General features: G+C 47.5%; 18 protein-coding genes. All 18 read left to right on the top strand.

The genetic code is table 11. The features are described 5' to 3' along the window. The first annotated feature begins 19 nt into the window (after window positions 1–19). Window positions 20–733: a ClpP family protease gene (locus NE638_RS07455; RefSeq protein WP_015524824.1), complete on the top strand. Its 714-nt coding sequence runs from the start codon at window positions 20–22 to the stop codon at window positions 731–733. A 165-nt stretch (window positions 734–898) separates the two neighbouring features. Continuing rightward, on the top strand, window positions 899–1786 hold the full coding sequence (locus tag NE638_RS07460; RefSeq protein WP_015524825.1) for a sulfide/dihydroorotate dehydrogenase-like FAD/NAD-binding protein: 888 nt from the start codon (window positions 899–901) through the stop codon (window positions 1784–1786). Continuing rightward, complete coding sequence (gene gltA / locus NE638_RS07465; protein WP_021650554.1) at window positions 1786–3180, top strand: NADPH-dependent glutamate synthase; 1395 nt, start codon at window positions 1786–1788, stop codon at window positions 3178–3180. Before NE638_RS07460 ends, gltA begins: the two co-directional genes overlap by 1 nt. Before the next feature lie 180 nt (window positions 3181–3360). Further along, window positions 3361–4236 carry an undecaprenyl-diphosphate phosphatase gene (locus NE638_RS07470; protein WP_173745975.1) on the top strand — a complete coding sequence of 292 codons (876 nt, stop codon included), beginning with the start codon at window positions 3361–3363 and terminating at the stop codon, window positions 4234–4236. A gap of 23 nt (window positions 4237–4259) precedes the next feature. Further along, entirely contained in the window at window positions 4260–7007 is a 2748-nt protein-coding gene (locus NE638_RS07475) for an FtsK/SpoIIIE family DNA translocase (protein ID WP_161208429.1), read from the top strand. Further along, window positions 7004–7483, top strand: coding sequence for a 23S rRNA (pseudouridine(1915)-N(3))-methyltransferase RlmH (gene rlmH, locus NE638_RS07480; protein ID WP_021650552.1), 480 nt, complete (start codon window positions 7004–7006; stop codon window positions 7481–7483). Before NE638_RS07475 ends, rlmH begins: the two co-directional genes overlap by 4 nt. Window positions 7484–7598: 115 nt before the next feature. Further along, a complete protein-coding gene (gene groES / locus NE638_RS07485) occupies window positions 7599–7886 on the top strand; it encodes a co-chaperone GroES (RefSeq protein WP_044960825.1) in 288 nt (95 codons plus the stop codon). Continuing rightward, window positions 7886–8380: an MATE family efflux transporter gene (locus NE638_RS07490; RefSeq protein ID WP_330603397.1), complete on the top strand. Its 495-nt coding sequence runs from the start codon at window positions 7886–7888 to the stop codon at window positions 8378–8380. Before groES ends, NE638_RS07490 begins: the two co-directional genes overlap by 1 nt. Window positions 8381–8388: 8 nt before the next feature. Continuing rightward, window positions 8389–8643, top strand: a complete 255-nt coding sequence (locus NE638_RS18040; RefSeq protein ID WP_021650549.1) for a hypothetical protein — start codon at window positions 8389–8391, stop codon at window positions 8641–8643. A 222-nt stretch (window positions 8644–8865) separates the two neighbouring features. Beyond that, complete coding sequence (locus NE638_RS07495) at window positions 8866–10437, top strand: ABC transporter substrate-binding protein (protein WP_118608825.1); 1572 nt, start codon at window positions 8866–8868, stop codon at window positions 10435–10437. Window positions 10438–10535: 98 nt separating this feature from the next. Continuing rightward, window positions 10536–11486, top strand: a complete 951-nt coding sequence (locus NE638_RS07500; protein ID WP_021650547.1) for an ABC transporter permease — start codon at window positions 10536–10538, stop codon at window positions 11484–11486. A 13-nt stretch (window positions 11487–11499) separates the two neighbouring features. Continuing rightward, window positions 11500–12333: an ABC transporter permease gene (locus NE638_RS07505; protein WP_021650546.1), complete on the top strand. Its 834-nt coding sequence runs from the start codon at window positions 11500–11502 to the stop codon at window positions 12331–12333. 15 nt (window positions 12334–12348) lie between these two features. Further along, the gene (locus tag NE638_RS07510; protein ID WP_173741292.1) at window positions 12349–13308 is read left to right on the top strand and encodes an ABC transporter ATP-binding protein; all 960 of its coding nucleotides are present in this window, start codon (window positions 12349–12351) and stop codon (window positions 13306–13308) included. Continuing rightward, window positions 13305–14282: an ABC transporter ATP-binding protein gene (locus NE638_RS07515; RefSeq protein WP_173745976.1), complete on the top strand. Its 978-nt coding sequence runs from the start codon at window positions 13305–13307 to the stop codon at window positions 14280–14282. Before NE638_RS07510 ends, NE638_RS07515 begins: the two co-directional genes overlap by 4 nt. Window positions 14283–14359: 77 nt before the next feature. Beyond that, window positions 14360–15580 carry an L-cysteine desulfidase family protein gene (locus tag NE638_RS07520; protein WP_044960854.1) on the top strand — a complete coding sequence of 407 codons (1221 nt, stop codon included), beginning with the start codon at window positions 14360–14362 and terminating at the stop codon, window positions 15578–15580. Window positions 15581–15624: 44 nt separating this feature from the next. Continuing rightward, the gene (locus NE638_RS07525; RefSeq protein WP_118368851.1) at window positions 15625–16416 is read left to right on the top strand and encodes an NYN domain-containing protein; all 792 of its coding nucleotides are present in this window, start codon (window positions 15625–15627) and stop codon (window positions 16414–16416) included. Then, a complete protein-coding gene (locus NE638_RS07530; protein ID WP_021650541.1) occupies window positions 16413–17375 on the top strand; it encodes a tRNA dihydrouridine synthase in 963 nt (320 codons plus the stop codon). Before NE638_RS07525 ends, NE638_RS07530 begins: the two co-directional genes overlap by 4 nt. After that, window positions 17372–17917 carry a DUF2284 domain-containing protein gene (locus NE638_RS07535; protein WP_015524841.1) on the top strand — a complete coding sequence of 182 codons (546 nt, stop codon included), beginning with the start codon at window positions 17372–17374 and terminating at the stop codon, window positions 17915–17917. Before NE638_RS07530 ends, NE638_RS07535 begins: the two co-directional genes overlap by 4 nt. Window positions 17918–17935: the final 18 nt, after the last annotated feature.

Consider the following 17935-nt stretch of genomic DNA (forward strand, 5'->3'; position numbering starts at 1 on the left):
ATTCCGGAGGTATTTTTTTATGGAAAAACAGAGCGAAGAGAGAAAACAGAAGGAACTGGACCGGGAAGCGAGCCAGAACGAACAGATCCGGGAAACCGGGCAGGCAGTGCTCGATGGAAATTCCCGGAAGCATAAAGTGGAGCTTCTGACGGTGATCGGGGAAATCGAAGGTCATGAATCCGCGCCGTCTCACAGCAAAACAACCAAGTATGAGCATGTACTGCCAAAGCTGGCTCTCATTGAGGACGATGAGGAGATCGAGGGGCTTCTGATCCTTTTAAATACGGTAGGAGGAGATGTGGAGGCAGGGCTTGCCATTGCGGAGATGATCGCGTCTCTGAGTATCCCTACGGTTTCCCTGGTGCTGGGCGGGGGACATTCCATAGGTGTACCCATGGCGGTATCAGCAGATTATTCCTTTATCGTGCCAAGTGCTACCATGGTGGTCCATCCGGTTCGTCAGAACGGAATGTTCATCGGCGTGGCGCAGTCCTACCGCAATATGGAAAAGATCCAGGACCGGATCATTGCCTTTGTATCCGGACATTCACATATCACGGCAGAGCGGATGGAGGAGCTGATGCTGGATACCTCCCAGCTTGTAAAAGATGTGGGGACTATGCTGGAGGGTGAGGAAGCGGTAAAGGAAGGACTCATCGATGAAGTAGGAGGGATCCGGGAGGCACTGGACCGATTGTATACCCTTATCGAAAGGAAAAAAACACAGAAATAACCAGTTTTGTATGTGGCTTTTGATGATATTAGTTGCATAAGACTAACATAGTTGCGCTGTGCTGTGGTAAAGAAATTTGACAGAAATTGTAAATCTACTCTTGTCATATGCTGATTTTTAGCGTATTATTAATAAAGGTTTATAATTTGCGCGAGGAGGAAGACCATGTATAAGGTTTTAAAAGCTGAAACGCTGGCAGCTAAGATCCATCTTATGGTTGTGCATGCACCACGTGTGGCAAGCCACTGTCTGCCAGGACAATTTATCATTGTGAAACTTGACGAAAAGGGAGAAAGGATCCCGCTTACCATCTGCGATTACGATCGCGAGGCCGGTACAGTTACCATCGTATTCCAGGAGATCGGAGCATCTACCATTAAGATGTCCGCACTGAAGGCGGGAGATTCATTCCGTGATTTCGTAGGACCTCTGGGATGTCCGTCTGAGTTCGTCCATGAGGATATCGAAGAACTTAAGAAGAAAAAAATGGTATTCGTAGCCGGTGGTGTCGGTACCGCACCTGTTTATCCGCAGGTTAAATGGCTCCATGAGCACGGCATCACAGCGGATGTTATCCTTGGTTCCAAGACTAAGGATATGGTTATCCTTGAGAAAGAGCTTGGCGCTGTTTCCAATCTTTATGTTACAACAGATGACGGTTCCTATGGCCGTTCCGGTATGGTAACAAAGACTCTTGAAGATCTTGTGACAAACGAGGGCAAGCATTATGACGTCTGTGTAGCAATCGGACCGATGATCATGATGAAATTTGTCTGTCTTCTTACCAAGAAGCTTGGTATCCACACAATTGTCAGCATGAACCCGATCATGGTTGACGGAACCGGTATGTGCGGCGCTTGTCGTCTCCAGGTCGGTGATGAGATCAAATTTGCCTGCGTAGACGGACCGGAGTTCGACGGACATCTCGTTGATTTCGATCAGGCTATGAAGAGAAGCCAGATGTATAAGACCCAGGAGGGCCGTGCATTACTGAAGCTTCAGGAAGGCGATACCCACCACGGTGGATGCGGACATTGCGGAGGTGACAACTAATGGCAGATGCAAAAATGTTAAAAAAAGTTCCTGTAAGAGAGCAGGATCCGAAGGTACGTGCGACAAACTTCGAGGAAGTATGTCTTGGATATAATCAGGAAGAAGCAATGGAAGAGGCACAGAGATGCCTTGGCTGTAAGAAACCGAAATGTGTAGAGGGATGTCCGGTATCCATCAATATTCCGGGATTTATCGAGCACATCAAAGAAGGCAACATGGAAGAGGCTTACAAGGTGATCGGTTTATCTTCCGCACTTCCGGCTATCTGTGGTCGTGTATGTCCGCAGGAATCCCAGTGTGAGGGACAGTGTATCCGCGGTAAGAAGGGCGAGGCTGTTTCTATCGGTAAGCTGGAGAGATTCGTTGCAGACTATGCTCTGGAGCATGATATCAAACCTGCAGGAGCAGAGGTTAAGAACGGACATAAGGTTGCAGTGATTGGTTCCGGTCCATCCGGACTTACCTGTGCAGGTGACCTTGCAAAGGCAGGATACGATGTCACTGTATTCGAGGCTCTTCATGAGCTTGGCGGTGTTCTTGTTTACGGTATTCCGGAGTTCCGTCTTCCGAAGCAGAAGGTTGTTAAGAAAGAGATCGAGAAGGTCAAAGAGCTTGGCGTTAAATTCGAGACAAACGTTGTCATCGGTAAATCCACTACCATCGATCAGCTGATCGAGGATGAGGGCTTTGAGGCTGTATTCATCGGTTCCGGTGCAGGACTTCCGATGTTCATGGGTATCCCGGGTGAGAATGCAAGCGGTGTATTCTCTGCAAACGAGTACCTGACAAGAAGCAACCTCATGAAAGCATTCGATGATTCCTATGATACACCGATCGCAGCAGGCAAAAAGGTTGCAGTTGTCGGCGGTGGTAACGTTGCCATGGATGCTGCAAGAACAGCGCTGAGACTTGGTGCTGAGGTACATATCGTATACAGAAGAAGTGAGGCAGAGCTTCCTGCACGAGCAGAGGAAGTTCATCACGCTAAGGAAGAGGGTATCATCTTTGATCTTCTTACAAATCCGAAGGAGATCCTCGTTGATGAGAACGGCCACGTAAACGGTATGAAGGTTGTCAAGATGGAGCTTGGTGAGCCGGATGCATCCGGAAGAAGACGTCCGGTAGAGATTCCTGGTTCCGAGTATGATATGGATGTAGATACTGTCATCATGTCTCTTGGTACTTCACCGAACCCGCTGATCTCTTCCACAACCAAGGGCCTTGACATCAACAAGAGAAGATGTATCGTTGCCGAGGAAGAAACCGGTAAGACATCCAAGGACGGCGTATATGCCGGTGGTGACGCCGTTACAGGTGCAGCTACCGTAATCCTTGCCATGGGTGCAGGTAAAGCTGGTGCAAAAGGTATCGACGAATATCTGAAAAATAAATAAGCAGAAAGTCTGTTTATAAACAGATCCTCCGACTGTGTTTTCTGATGCAGTCGGAGGATTTTTTTTCTTGCAGATCAAAAAAAGAACATTTGTTTGAAGTTTTTGCCAAGTGAAGATTGTAAGTTTTACTCAGTTATGCTATAATGTGTTGGAAAAAATTTAAGAAAAGGAAATATCATTATGTCAGTGATACATGCGATTATATTGGGAATCATTCAGGGAATCACCGAATTTCTGCCGGTGAGCAGCTTCGGACATCTCTGTGGAGTGCAGGATCTTTTGGGCGGTACCAGAGGCTCCGGTGTGCTTTTTGAAGTGATGCTCCATCTGGGAACTATGATAGCTCTGATCCTTGTTTTTCTGAAGGACATCAAGAAGATCGGGATCGAGCTGATCGGAATGATACTGGATCTGATCGGAAATGCCAATATTTTTCTCTATAACCGTAGGACTGGGAAAGAGCTTACCTACGCAAAGATCATAAGCGGAACTTACCGGAAGCTTACTGCCCTGATCATGGTATCCACTATTCCTACAGTCCTGATCGGATATCAGTGCAAACGACTTGTTGTGCGAAGCGCATCCTCACACATGTTTTCCGGGATTGGAATCCTTCTTACAGGTGTGATCCTCCTTGTTGTGGACTACAGTAATATCAATGGCAGCAAGGGAACAAAAGAAACCAGCTTCGGAGATGCTATGTGGATGGGTATCTGCCAGGGTCTTTCTGTGTTTCCGGGACTTTCCAGGCTTGGACTTACCATGAGTGCAGGACTTTTCTGCGGCCTCGGAAGAAAGTTTGCAGTGAAATATTCGCTGCTGATGAGCATTCCGGCTGTGTTGGGAGCTTTTTTTGTGGAGATGGGAGAGTTCACTTCTGTTCATATGACTGTTGGCCAGGGATTTACTTATGTTCTTGGAATGATCGTGGCCGGGATCACAGGCTATCTGGTGATCCGTTTTATGCTTAAGCTTTCGAATCAGGTCAGACTGCGTTATTTTGCATTTTATTCTTTTGCAGCCGGAATCCTTATTCTGGCAGCGAATTATATTTGATATCAACTGGGAGGAGTCTGACAATGGCAGCTTCAAAAACGACAAAAAAAAGAAAAAGAAAACCTGCGGCGAAGCAGCAGCCTGTCGGTAACCGCTTTCAGACAGAGATTCTGATCCTTGTGATGTTTGCGGCCTGCCTGATCCTGATGATCAGTGCATTTGGTATGGGAGGGATCGTAGGAAATGCCATCAGTGCCGTATGCTTTGGCATCATGGGACTTTGTGCATATATTTTCCCGATCCTGCTTTTTGCCGGAGTTACGTTCCTGATCGTGAACAATACCAACCGCCTTGCCTACAAAAAGGTACTGGCGGGCGTGGTATTTTTTGTGTTCCTCTGCGGTTTTCTTCAGCTGATCACAGAGGGTTATACGCCAAGCACCACGTTTTCGGATTATTATTCACTGAGTTCGGAATACCGTACCGGCGGTGGAGTATTCGGTGGTGCAGTATGTATTTCCACAGCATCCGCTTTTGGCGTTGTGGGCGGAACTGTGATCATCGTTCTGGTGCTTCTTGTGTCTCTCATCATCATAACACAGAGATCCTTCTTCGGATTTATGAATAAGATCCTGGACTTTTTTACAGATGCAGCAAGAGAGGGCAGAGAAGCTTATCTTGAGGGACAGCCGGACAGAGAAAAGCAGAAGGAGCTTCGCAGAAAGATCCGTGCGGAAAAAAGAGCGGAGAAGATCCGCCGGCTGGAAGAAGAGCTGGAGGAAGAAGAACTTGCCCTTACAGAGAAAGATCCGGAAAATATCTCAAAAAAACAAAAGAAAAAAACAAGAAGATCGCAGAAAGAAAGACAGGCTGCGGTGAAGGCGAACCGGGAGGGAGAATTTAATCTTCCTTCTTTCCTCGATGAACAAAAGGCTGTACTTCCGGCAGATACAGATCTGACAGAAGAGGATCCAGGGCCTGATGAGAAGCCGGAGGAGCATGCTCAGCCGCTGGAATTCCAGATCCATCGTTCACAGCCGCAGCCGGCCCGGGAAGAGTTGGAGGAGCCGGATTTCGAAAGAGAAATGCAGGAAGCCGAAGAGGAGGATGCTTATGCCGGCTACGAGGATGTGGATATTCCCGAGATGCAGCAGGTCCTGCCGTCAAAAACTGAGACAGCAGTAAAAGCTTCCCGGGAAACAGGAAAGGCAGCCGCTCCCGCTGAGATAAAGGAGGATCCTCAGCCGGAAGCTGAACAGAAGGCATCCCATCAGCCCTCCAGAAACCCGAAGTCATCTCAGACAGAGATCGAGCATGGGATCAGAAATATCCAGCATGAGATCAGCCAGGGGGAAGCTCCGGAGAAGAAACCATATCAGTATCCGCCGCTGAAGCTTCTGAAGCGCGGAGATGGCAGATCTCAGGGAGATTCCGATGCACATCTGCGCAAAACAGCACAGAAGCTTCAGGAAACCCTGCATAATTTCGGTGTTAATGTAACCATTACTAATGTGAGCTGCGGACCTACCGTTACCCGCTATGAGCTGCAGCCGGAAATGGGTGTGAAGGTCAGCAAGATCGTTGGTCTTTCCGATGATATCAAGCTGAATCTTGCTACACCGGATATCCGTATCGAAGCACCGATACCGGGAAAGGCAGCCGTGGGGATCGAGGTCCCGAACAAGGAGAACAGCGCGGTCATGCTGCGGGATCTTCTTCAGTCAGAGGAGTTTAAAAATGCAAAATCCAAGCTGTCCTTTGCAGCAGGTAAGGATATTGCCGGAAAACCGGTAGTGGCAGATATTGCCAAGATGCCGCATCTTCTTATCGCCGGAGCAACCGGCTCCGGAAAATCCGTCTGCATCAATACGCTGATCATCAGCATCCTTTATAAGGCTACACCGGATGAGGTGCGTCTGATCATGATCGATCCGAAGGTGGTGGAGCTCAGTGTATATAACGGGATCCCGCACCTGTTCATTCCGGTGGTCACAGATCCGAAGAAAGCGGCCGGTGCGTTGAACTGGGCTGTTTCCGAGATGACCAGCCGTTACAATGCCTTTGCGGAATATGGGGTACGTAATCTTGGAGAATATAATAAAAAGGTTGCCAATATGCGGGTCCCGGAGGGAGAAAAGGCACCTGAGAAGATGCCGCAGATCGTGATCATCGTGGACGAGCTTGCGGATCTTATGATGGTTGCGCCGGGAGAAGTTGAGGATGCGATCTGCCGTCTGGCCCAGCTGGCACGTGCAGCAGGTATACATCTGATCATTGCTACCCAGAGGCCATCGGTCAATGTCATCACAGGTCTGATCAAGGCCAATATGCCGTCCAGGATCGCATTTTCCGTATCTTCCGGTGTGGATTCCAGAACGATCCTGGATATGAACGGTGCCGAGAAGCTTCTTGGCAAGGGCGATATGCTGTTTTATCCTCAGGGGTATCAGAAGCCGGCCAGACTGCAGGGTGCTTTTGTTTCAGATGAGGAGGTCAGTGCAGTCGTAGAATATGTTTCTGACAAAAACCAGGGTGCTGTTTATGATACCTCCATCGAGAAGCAGGTCAATACAGCCGGTGTCCCGGGAGGAGCCGGCGGCGGTGACAGAGATGTCTATTTTACAGAAGCCGGTAAATTTATCATTGAGAAGGAAAAGGCCTCCATCGGTATGCTCCAGCGTATGTTCAAAATCGGATTTAACCGTGCGGCAAGGATCATGGATCAGCTTTGTGACGCAGGAGTGGTAGGTCCGGAGGAAGGAACCAAGCCAAGGAAGGTTTTGATGTCAGCAGAAGAATTTGAGAATTATCTGGAGGAGAACGGCGGATGAAAATAAGTATCCTGACAGTAGGGAAGATCAAGGAAAAATATCTGCGGGATGCCATTGCGGAGTATTCCAAGCGCCTTGGGCGTTACTGCAAGCTGGAGATCATAGAAGTGTCCGACGAAAAAACACCGGATAATGCCAGCGAAACAGTAGAAGATGCCATTCGGAACAAGGAAGGGGAGCGTCTTCTTAAATATATCCGGGATGATGCGTTTGTGATCACTCTGGAGATCGGAGGCGAACAGCTGACCTCTGAGAACTTCGCACGGAAGATCAACGAGCTGGGAATACGTGGGACCAGCCATATCCAGTTTGTGATCGGCGGCTCTATCGGTCTTGGAAAAGAAGTACTGAAGAGATCAGACTATGCTTTAAGCTTTTCGAAGATGACATTTCCTCATCAGCTGATGCGTGTGATCCTTCTGGAACAGATCTACCGCAGCTATCGTATCATCAGCGGAGAGCCCTATCATAAATAATATCATACTACATATCTGCAAATATCTTGACAATTTTCGGATATGTAGTATGATAAAAAAAGAGTAGCACTCGAAGCTCAAGAGTGCTAATAATCACAGAAAGAAGGAAATGAATATGGCATTAAAACCAGTTGCAGACAGAGTTATCGTAAAATATTTTGAGACAGAAGACAAAACCGCATCCGGCATCGTACTTCCGGACAGCTCCAAGGAGAAAACCCAGCAGGCAGAGGTTATCGCAGTAGGTGGCGGTAAGGTCGTAGACGGTAAAGAAGTACCGGTACAGGTAAAGCCGGGCGACCGTGTGATCTACGGAAAATACACAGGAACCGAGATCAAATATGAGGGTGAGAAATATCTGGTGATCAACGCAGATGATATCATTGCCATCGTAAAAGACTGATGAAGAGTTTTTATCGTAATTTTCTGAAATTATGCTCCATGCTGGTGCTGCAGAATGTAGTGACCTTAAGTGTCAATCTTGCGGACAACATTATGCTTGGAGCCTTTAGCGAAACTGCATTATCCGGTGTGACCACCGTAAACCAGGTACAGTTCGTCTTTCAGCAGCTGCTTATGGCGCTGGGAGACGGACTTGTCATATTCGGAAGTCAGTACTGGGGAAAGAAAGAGACAGAGCCGGTAAGGAAGATCGGTGCCTGGGCCATGAGCACAGGCTTTTTTATTGCCCTTGTGCTGTTTATCCTGGCCAGTCTTTTTCCAACACAGCTGCTGGGGCTTTTTACAACAGATCAGGCGATTATCGAAGCCGGTCTTTCCTATCTGGCGATCATCCGGTTTACTTACTTTTTCTTTGCGGTGACGCAGATCCTGCTTGCTACACTGCGCTGTGTGGAAATTGCAGGGGTTGCCTTCGGGCTTTCGGTAATGACTTAAGTGTAGTAATGGTAGGAATGTCCTATCAGATGCCGACAAACGGTGGTATCATCCGGGGAAGCGGAAGCATCGCTTATTCCATGAAGGTGGACCTGATCAGTACCTGGGGGATCGTGATCCCTCTGTCCATGTTTATGGCATTTGTGGTCAAGGCATCTCCGGCAGTGGTGGTATGCTGCCTGAATGCAGATCAGATCTTTAAATGCGTGCCTGCATTTTTGAAGTGCAATTACGGACACTGGATCAAAAATATGACGAATTAAGGAAATATATATAGATCAGAGGCAAGATACAGAAAATTTATCTTGACGCCTGTGTGATCTGTATGTAGAATAAATACAAGCTTTAACGAAATGCAGTAAAAAAATCTCTGAAGAGCCAGGGACAGCTTGACAAAGGTAATATGGTATAGTATTATCTTGCTTATATCATATTAAACTGGTGGGAAAAGAGGTATACTCACTGAAACACAGGAGGAACAGGAAATGAGAAAAAAAGTACTGGCAGCGCTTCTGGTAGCTGCAGTGGCAGGAACAACTGTTATGTCAGGAATGACTGCTTTTGCAGCAGAAACAGAAGGAACCAAGGCGGAAGGCGGAAATATTACCATTGCAGAAACAGCAGATCCGCAGAACATCAATCCGCTTTATGTTGTGGATCAGACAAGCTTCGATATGATGCAGGCACTGTACAGCCCGTTTTTTGAGATCGTGAACGGAGAGATGTATTACGGAAACGGACTTTGCGAAAGTGTAACAGCCAATGATGATGCCAGCGAATTCACACTGAAGCTCAAAGACGGACTGAAATGGCATGACGGTCAGCCGATCACAGCCGATGATGTGGTATTCACCATGCAGGTGCTGGTAGATGAGAAGCAGAATGTTCCGTATTCTTCTTACGGATACGTTAATGACAAGGCAGTAGAGGCAGAGAAGGTTGATGACCTTACAGTCAAGATTTCCCTTGGATCATCTTCCGCAGGATTTCTTGGTGGACTGAGCCAGGTTTACTGTATTCCGAAGCATATTTATGACGGCGTGGAGAATATCGGAGAAAGTGATCTCAACAATGAACCGGTGGGAAGTGGTCCTTTTAAGTTCGAGGAATACAAATCCGGAGAGTATTATAAAGTAACAAAATTCGATGACTATTTTGATGATGTAAATCTGGATTCCATCACCTTCAAGATCGTAAAGGATTCCAGCTCCGCCAATGCGGCACTTGCAAGCGGAGATCTGGATGCACGTCTGATCAGCGCAGATGATTACGATACCGTCAGTGCTTACGATAACGTAAACATCAATACCTATAATTCCGGACGTGTCAACGCCATGTTCATGAATGAGCTGAACGAAGATCTTCAGGATGTAAAGGTACGTCAGGCGATCGCATACGCACTGAATAAAGAGGAGTTCTGTCAGTTTGCTTTCCTTTCCGAGGATTATGCAGAGCCTGCAGATTCTATTTTTACACCGGATACACTCTACTATACAAAACCGGACAATACCTACGACAATGATCCGGCTAAAGCACAGGAGCTCCTTTCCGAAGCAGGAAAGACAAGTCTTTCTCTGAACCTGATGTATATCTCCACAGATAAGACAATGGAGAGTGAGGCTCTGTATGTACAGTCTGCCCTTGCCAATGTAGGAATCACCATCAATCTTCTTCCTACAGATGAGTCTACCTTCAAGAATAAGACAAAGGATCCTGAGTGCACAGATTATGATCTGGTACTGAGCTTCTACACTCTGGGAGAAGAGCCGAGCCTTTATGCAGACATGAGTTCTTCCGTCAGCCGTTCCAACTATTCCAGGATCAAGGATACAGATCTGGATGCATTGTGGGAAGAGGGCAACAGCACTGCAGATGAGACAAAACGTGGCGAGATTTATAAGGAGATCCAGAATACGATCAATGATAACATGTATATCTATCCGATCGCTTATTCCAATGGTTTCTATGCGGTAAGTAAAGATTTCGGAGGCTTTGATGAATGTCTGTTAAAAACTATTTATTATGATTATTCCAAGATCTACACATTGGAGAAATAAATAATTTTATAGCGGATGAATACCGGAAACAGAAAGAGGCTGACGCGTTTTTGCGCCAGCCGATTTCCTGTTTTCGGGGAAAATAAAGGAGGTACATTTTGAAGAAGATCGTAAACCGTCTGATACAGTGTATTCTGACACTGTTTATTGTCTCTGTTCTCTGCTTTGCACTGACAAAAGCAGCGCCCGGAGATCCTGTCCTGACTTATGTGGAACCAAATATGAGTGAAGAATATATCCAGAACCTGAGAGAAAGCCTGGGACTTACAAAGCCTGTCTATGAGCAGTACTTTCTGTGGCTGGGAAGGATCCTTCACGGGAATTTCGGAAATTCCCTGATGAATAACCGACCGGTCCTGACACAGATGCTGGAGAGGCTTCCTGCAACCGTGATCCTAATGGGAACCAGCATGCTGCTTGGTTTTCTCATTGCCATTGTACTGGGCCTGTATTCCGGAAAGAATAAAAATGGTGTTCTGGATAAGATCACCAGCATGTTCTGTTATGTAGGTATCTCCATTCCTACGTTCTGGTTCGGTATCATGCTGATCTATCTCTTCAGTGTGCATCTCCATATCCTGCCAAGTATCGGTATGCATTCAGACGGCAACCGTTCCTTAGGAGATCTGATCCTGCATATGGTCATGCCTTGCGCAGTTCTGACCTTTGCAAATGCGTCACAGTACATCCGGTATTTAAGAAGCAGTACCATTACGGAAATGTCCTCCGATTATGTTATGGTGCAGAAGGCTTACGGAATGAAAGAGTCTGGAATCCTTTTCCGGCATGTACTGAAAAATGCCATGCTTCCTATGATCACAGTTCTCGGAATGAGCCTGCAGTCTCTGGTTTCCGGTGCCATTATCACCGAGCAGGTTTTTGCATGGCCGGGAATCGGTCAGCTGGCAGTGACCGCTGTTATGCAGTATGATTATCCCCTGATCATGGGAATCACCATGTTTACCGCGCTTCTCGTGGTGCTCGGAAATCTTCTGGCAGATATCCTGTATGCTGTCTTTGATCCGAGGATCCGCAAAGCAGGATGTTAGGAGGTAAAGGGACATGAGAGAAAATATCTGGAAAAATATCAAACTTGGTTTTAAGACAAATAAACTTGCAGTGGTAGGTGCAGCAGCGATCATCCTGCTGGCACTGATCTCCATTTTTGCCTTTTTGTATCCGGTAGATCCCAATGCCATCAGCGCCACAGAGAGACTGAATGCTCCTTCCATGGCGCATCTTTTCGGTACGGATGATATGGGACGGGATTATCTGGCCCGCTGTATTTACGGAGGAAGAGCATCCCTTCTGGTGGGCTTCCTTTCCATGGTGCTTTCGACAGCCCTTGGTGTGATCATCGGTTCCATCAGCGGTTTTGTGGGAGGAACGGTGGATGCGGTGCTGATGCGTCTGGTGGATGCACTGATGAGCCTTCCGACATTCCTGATCATGATCGTTATGAATGCCTTTCTGAAACCGGGACTTCAGAACATTGTCCTGATCATCGGCTTTCTGACCTGGATGAATATTGCCAGGATCGTCCGTGGCGAGACTATTTCCCTGAACGAGAGAGAGTATGTCATCTATGCAAAGATCTCCGGACAGAAGAAATTCTCCACCATTGTACATCATATCCTGCCTAACATCATGCCTACCATTATCGTGGCTGCAACCATGAACATTGCCAATGCCATCCTGATGGAATCTGCACTGAGCTTTTTCGGCCTGGGTATCCAGCCGCCTACGGCTTCCTGGGGAAGTATGCTGAGCAATGCACAGCGCTATATCCAGCAGGCACCGTATCTGGCTATTTTCCCCGGAATCCTGATCCTGATCACGGTCGTCAGCTTCAATTATCTGGGAGAAGTATTAAGAAAAGTATTCGAGCCCAAGTAAGGAGGACATTTACATATGGAAAAATTACTGGAAGTAAAAGATCTGAAGGTGTCTTTCTTTACAGACCTTGGAGAGACACAGGCAGTAAAAGGTGCAGGTTTTGCCATCGGTGAGGGGGATTTTTTCGGGATCGTAGGAGAGTCCGGAAGCGGAAAAAGCGTGACCACCAAATCCATTCTCCGTCTCGGACCATCCAACTGTAAGATCATGGGTGGTGAGATCCTGTTCCGGGGAGAAGATATCCTGAAGAAAAATGAAGCAGCGCTCCGTGAGATCCGCGGTGGTGAGATCGCCATGATCTTTCAGGATTCTCTTTCCGCACTGAATCCGGTTTACACTGTTGGCAATAAGATGGTAGAGCTGATCCGACGCCATACCAATATGAACAAAAAAGAAGCAAAGGCCCGGGTGCTGGAGCTCCTCACAGCCGTTGGCATCACAGACCCGGAAAAGGCTATGAATAGCTATCCCCACGAGCTTTCCGGTGGTATGCGCCAGCGTGTGATGATCGCCATGGCCATGAGCAGTGATCCGAAGATCCTGATCGCAGATGAGCCGACCACAGCCCTGGACGTTACGATCCAGGCGCAGATCCTTCATCTACTTCTGGAACTTCAGAAAAAAAACAATATGAGCATCATCCTGATCACCCATGATCTGGGCGTTGTAGCGCAGACCTGTAAACGGGTAGCTGTCATGTGTGGTGGCTACGTGGTGGAAGAGGGAACTGTAGAAGAAATCTTTCTTCATCCGGGACATCCCTATACACAGGCACTGATCGCAAGCATGCCGCGGGTGGGAGGTACCTTTGAACAGTTTCTGGAGAGAGATCTTTCGGACGGAAACGGTGATCTGTGTCCCTTCCTGAATCGCTGTAAATATGCGGACAAAACCTGTGAAGCCTGTCTTCCGAAATATTATGAGGCTTCAGAGGGACACAGGATATTTTGTCACAGAAGGGAGGAGAAGAGATGAGCAAACCCTTAATTGAAGTAAAAGATCTGAAAGTATATTTTAAACAGAAATCTCCGAAGCTTCTGTCCTTTAAGCCGGGCATACTGAAGGCTGTGGATCAGGTAAGCTTTTCGATTGAAAAGGGGAAAACCTTCGGTCTGGTAGGAGAATCCGGAAGCGGAAAATCTACCATCGGAAAGGCAATCCTACGTTATCATAAACCCACAGGCGGTGAGATTTTTTATGAAGGAACAGAGATCGGAGCCATGGGGGAAAAAGAACTGCTTCCATACCGCAAAAAAATGCAGTCCGTTTTTCAGGATCCCTATTCCTCTCTGGACTCAAGCCATACAGTGCAGGATATCATCTGTGAGCCTATGGCGATCCATAAAATGTACACGCAGAAAGAACGTAAGGAGCGTGCAAAAGAACTGATCCGCGTGGTTGGCCTCAAAGAGCAGGATCTTTTGAAGTATCCTCATGAGTTTTCCGGCGGACAGCGTCAGAGGATTTCCATTGCAAGAGCACTTTCCGTACAGCCGGAATTTGTAGTCTGCGATGAGCCCATTTCTGCGCTGGATGTTTCCCTGCAGGCCCAGATCGTCCAGATGCTTCAGGATCTTCAGGAAAAATACGGGCTGACCTATCTGTTCATCAGCCATCAGCTGCAGGTGGTCCAGAAGATCTGTGATGAGATCGGGGTGCTTTATCTTGGAAATCTCATGGAGATCGCAGATGCAGATAAGCTCTATTCCAATCCGCTGCATCCTTATACAAAAATGCTGATCTCCTCGATTCCGGTTCCGGACCCGAGAGTCAAAACTCTGGATCAGATCGTTACGGATACCGGAGTACAGTCCAGATCTATCGGGGGCTGCCGCTTCCATAACCGCTGTCCGTGGTGTGAGGAACGCTGCAGACAGGAAACCCCGGCACTTCGTCAGGTGGAGCCGGGACATATGGTAGCATGTCATAAATATCAGGAAAAGAAATAATCATAAAATACGGGAAGGTAAATAAAAAAGTGGACAAAAATATATATAAAAACTATCTGGCGATCCTCCGTGAGGAGATGATCCCGGCTATGGGATGTACAGAACCGATCGCTCTGGCCTATGGTGCGGCAAGAGCAAGAGAGATCCTTGGGAAAGAGCCGGAGCGTATCGTAGCAAAATGTTCCGGAAATATCATCAAAAATGTGCGTTGTGTGATCATTCCCAATTCAGGAGGCTTAAAGGGGATTCCTGCAGGTGTGATCCTTGGGGCGGTGGCAGGAGATGCCTCACTGAATATGGAAGTTCTTTCCAAAGTCGATGAAAAGGGCAGGGCACGCTGCCGGGAACTTCTGGAGGCAGATATCTGTAAGGTGGAGCTTCTGGACACGCCGGTAGTCCTTCACATTATCATCGAAATGTATGCCGGTGAAGATGCCGTCAGCCTAGAGATCAAATACGATCATATTAACGTGACCAGGATCAGCAAAAACGGAGAGATCCTCCTTGATGCAGATAAAGCAGTGGAAGAAAAGGAAGAGACGGACCGCGGCCTGTTAAATCTGGAGGATATTCGGGAATTTGCAGATACCGTAGAGCTTTCCGATGTAAAGGAGCTTCTGGATGCGCAGATCAGAAGCAATATGGCCATTGCTCATGAGGGAATGACCGGAAAATACGGCCTGGGTATCGGGCGCGTGATCCGTGAAAATTATTCTCACGATATGCTCACCAGAATGAGAAGTCTTACTGCAGCGGCTTCTGAGGCACGTATGGGTGGCTGTGATATGCCGGTTGTCATCAATTCCGGAAGCGGAAATCAGGGAATTGCATGCTCTGTTCCGCTGATCGTCTATGCAAGAGAGATGGAGCTACCGGATTACAGCCTCTACAGGGCTCTGGTGTTTTCCAATCTCCTCACAGTTTATCAGAAGCAATATATAGGGAAGCTGTCTGCCTTCTGCGGTGCGGTATCGGCCTCCTGTGCAGCCGGAGCTGCCATTACCTATATGGTAGGCGGAGATATTTCCCTGATCAAAAAAACGATCGAGAATACCCTTGCCAATATTCCGGGAATCATCTGTGATGGGGCCAAGATTTCCTGTGCTGCCAAGATCGCAGCCTGTCTTGACGCAGCCTTTCTGGCGCATCATCTTGCCATGAACGGGCAGTCTTATGCACCTTATACAGGAATTCTCCAGGAAGAAACCGCAGAGACCATCAGCTGTGTGGGACAGATCGGAAAAGACGGTATGAAGGAAACAGACAGAGAGATCCTCAAGATCATGCTGGAGCATTAATCCGCATCGGAGACGGCACAGATTAAACAGAAAAGGTTGGATTTATGGACAACGAATTAAGAATTGCAATACTGATCGATGCAGATAATGTATCAGACAAATACATCAAGATCATCGTGGATGAAGTGGCAAACATCGGCATAGCCACCTACAAACGGATCTATGGAGACTGGACCAGTGCACGGCTTTCCTCCTGGAAAAATGTCCTCCTGGAGGATTCCATCATCCCTATCCAGCAGTACAGCTATACCACCGGAAAAAACGCCACCGATTCAGCGATGATCATTGATGCCATGGATATTCTGTATTCCGGAAATGTGGATGGATATTGTATTGTTTCTTCGGACAGCGATTTCACCCGTCTGGCAGCAAGGCTCCGGGAATCCGGAATGCTGGTCCTGGGTATGGGGGAGGAGAAGACGCCGAAGCCGTTTATTTCCGCATGCAACCAGTTTAAATATCTGGATCTTCTCTACCGCAACCAGCAGGAGGAAGAGAAGAAGGAAGATCTGGCTACTGCAGCAGAAGCTAAAAAATCCGGAAACAGCAGCAAACAGAGCAGCTCCGGCTCCAGGAAGAACAAAGATCTCAAGCGGGTGCGCAAGGCCATTAATGCCATCATCGAGAAATTTTCTGACGAAGAGGGATGGCTTTCCTCCGGACAGCTGGGCGACCAGCTTGGGAAACGACTTCCGGATTTTGATGTGCGTAATTACGGATATTCCAAGCTGACCCCCTTTATCAAATCTCTGGGAAATTATGAGACAGGCAGGATCCCCACAGGAAGCGGAGGGAGAAAGCAGATCTATTTCCGGATGAAGGAGGATAAACAATGAAGAATTATCTGGCACCTATGGAGGGCGTAACCAACTGGGTCTACCGGAATGCATATCATGACTGTTTTTATCCCATGGATAAATACTTTACTCCCTTCATCACTGCCAAGCCCAATAAACGTCTCAGCAGCAAGGAGATCAAAGAGGTATCACCGGAAACCAACGGAGATCTTCCGGTGATCCCCCAGATCCTGACCAACAATGCGGAGGATTTTGTGAAAACAGCCCATATCTTCCGGGATGAATACGGACACAGGGAAGTAAATCTCAATCTGGGATGCCCCTCGGGAACTGTCACAGCCAAGGGAAAGGGTGCCGGTTTCCTGGGCGAGCCGGATAAGCTGGAACGTTTTCTGGATGAGATCTTCGAAAAGACCGGGATGGAGATTTCCATAAAAACGAGAGTGGGAACGGATTATGAGGAAGACTGGGAACGGCTTCTTGAGATCTACGGCAGATATCCGCTGAAGGAGCTGATCATCCATCCACGCCTTCTGAAGGATCATTATAAGGGAGTTCCCAGATATGGACTGTATGAGGAGGCAAGGGAAAAGCTGAAGGTTCCCTTGGGATATAACGGGGATATTTTTTCAGTGGAGGCTTATCAGGAAATCCGGGAGAAATTTCCGGATGCAGACAGCGTCATGTACGGAAGAGGCCTGATCGCAAGGCCCTATCTTCTGGATGCCATTATGCAAAAAGAAGACGGAGAGGATCATCGGGAAGAATACCGGAAAAAGCTGCGACAGTTCCATGACCGTCTTTACCGGGATTATCAGGAATATCTTTCCGGAGAACGAAATGTACTTTTCCGCATGAAGGAATTGTGGAGTTATATGGCACCAGGCTTTACCAATTATGCCAGATATCTGAAAAAGATCAAAAAATCCCAGCATTTTGGTGACTATGAGGCAGCAGTTATGAGCCTTTTTGGAGAACAGGAGATCTTAAAGGTATGAACAGTATAAAAGAAAAATTTGATGAGTTTATTTCCCAGTATCCCATTTTTGAGTATCGTGTGCTGGATACCGGGGATATTAAAGTACAGTCACGTGTGCGTACGATCTGTAAACAGGAATGTGAACGTTATGGGAGCACATGGGCCTGTCCTCCGGCAGTGGGAGAACTGTCAGAATGCGAAAAGAAGATCCGGAGCTATCCGAAAGCAGTTTTCTTTTCCAGCGTTGCGGAGGTATCGGATATCATGAACATGAAGGAGATGCTTTCCACAAGAATGGAACACGAAGCGCTTACAGAGAAGGTACGTGATTTTCTGGAGGGAGAGGGCTATGAGACCTTTACGCTTTCCACGGAATCCTGTGACTTCTGTGAACGCTGTGCCTATCTGGACGGAAAACCATGCCGTTTTCCGGAGCATATGCATCCATGTCTGGAAAGCTATGGCGTGGTAGTCAGTGAGATCGTAGAAAAGGAAGCTATGGAATATAATCTGGGTGGAAATACCATTCTCTGGTTTTCCATGGTGCTGATCCGCAGATAAAAGACAAAAAGCAGATAC

Source organism: Blautia sp. MSK.18.38, from assembly GCF_024460535.1.
Taxonomy (GTDB): domain Bacteria; phylum Bacillota; class Clostridia; order Lachnospirales; family Lachnospiraceae; genus Blautia_A; species Blautia_A fusiformis.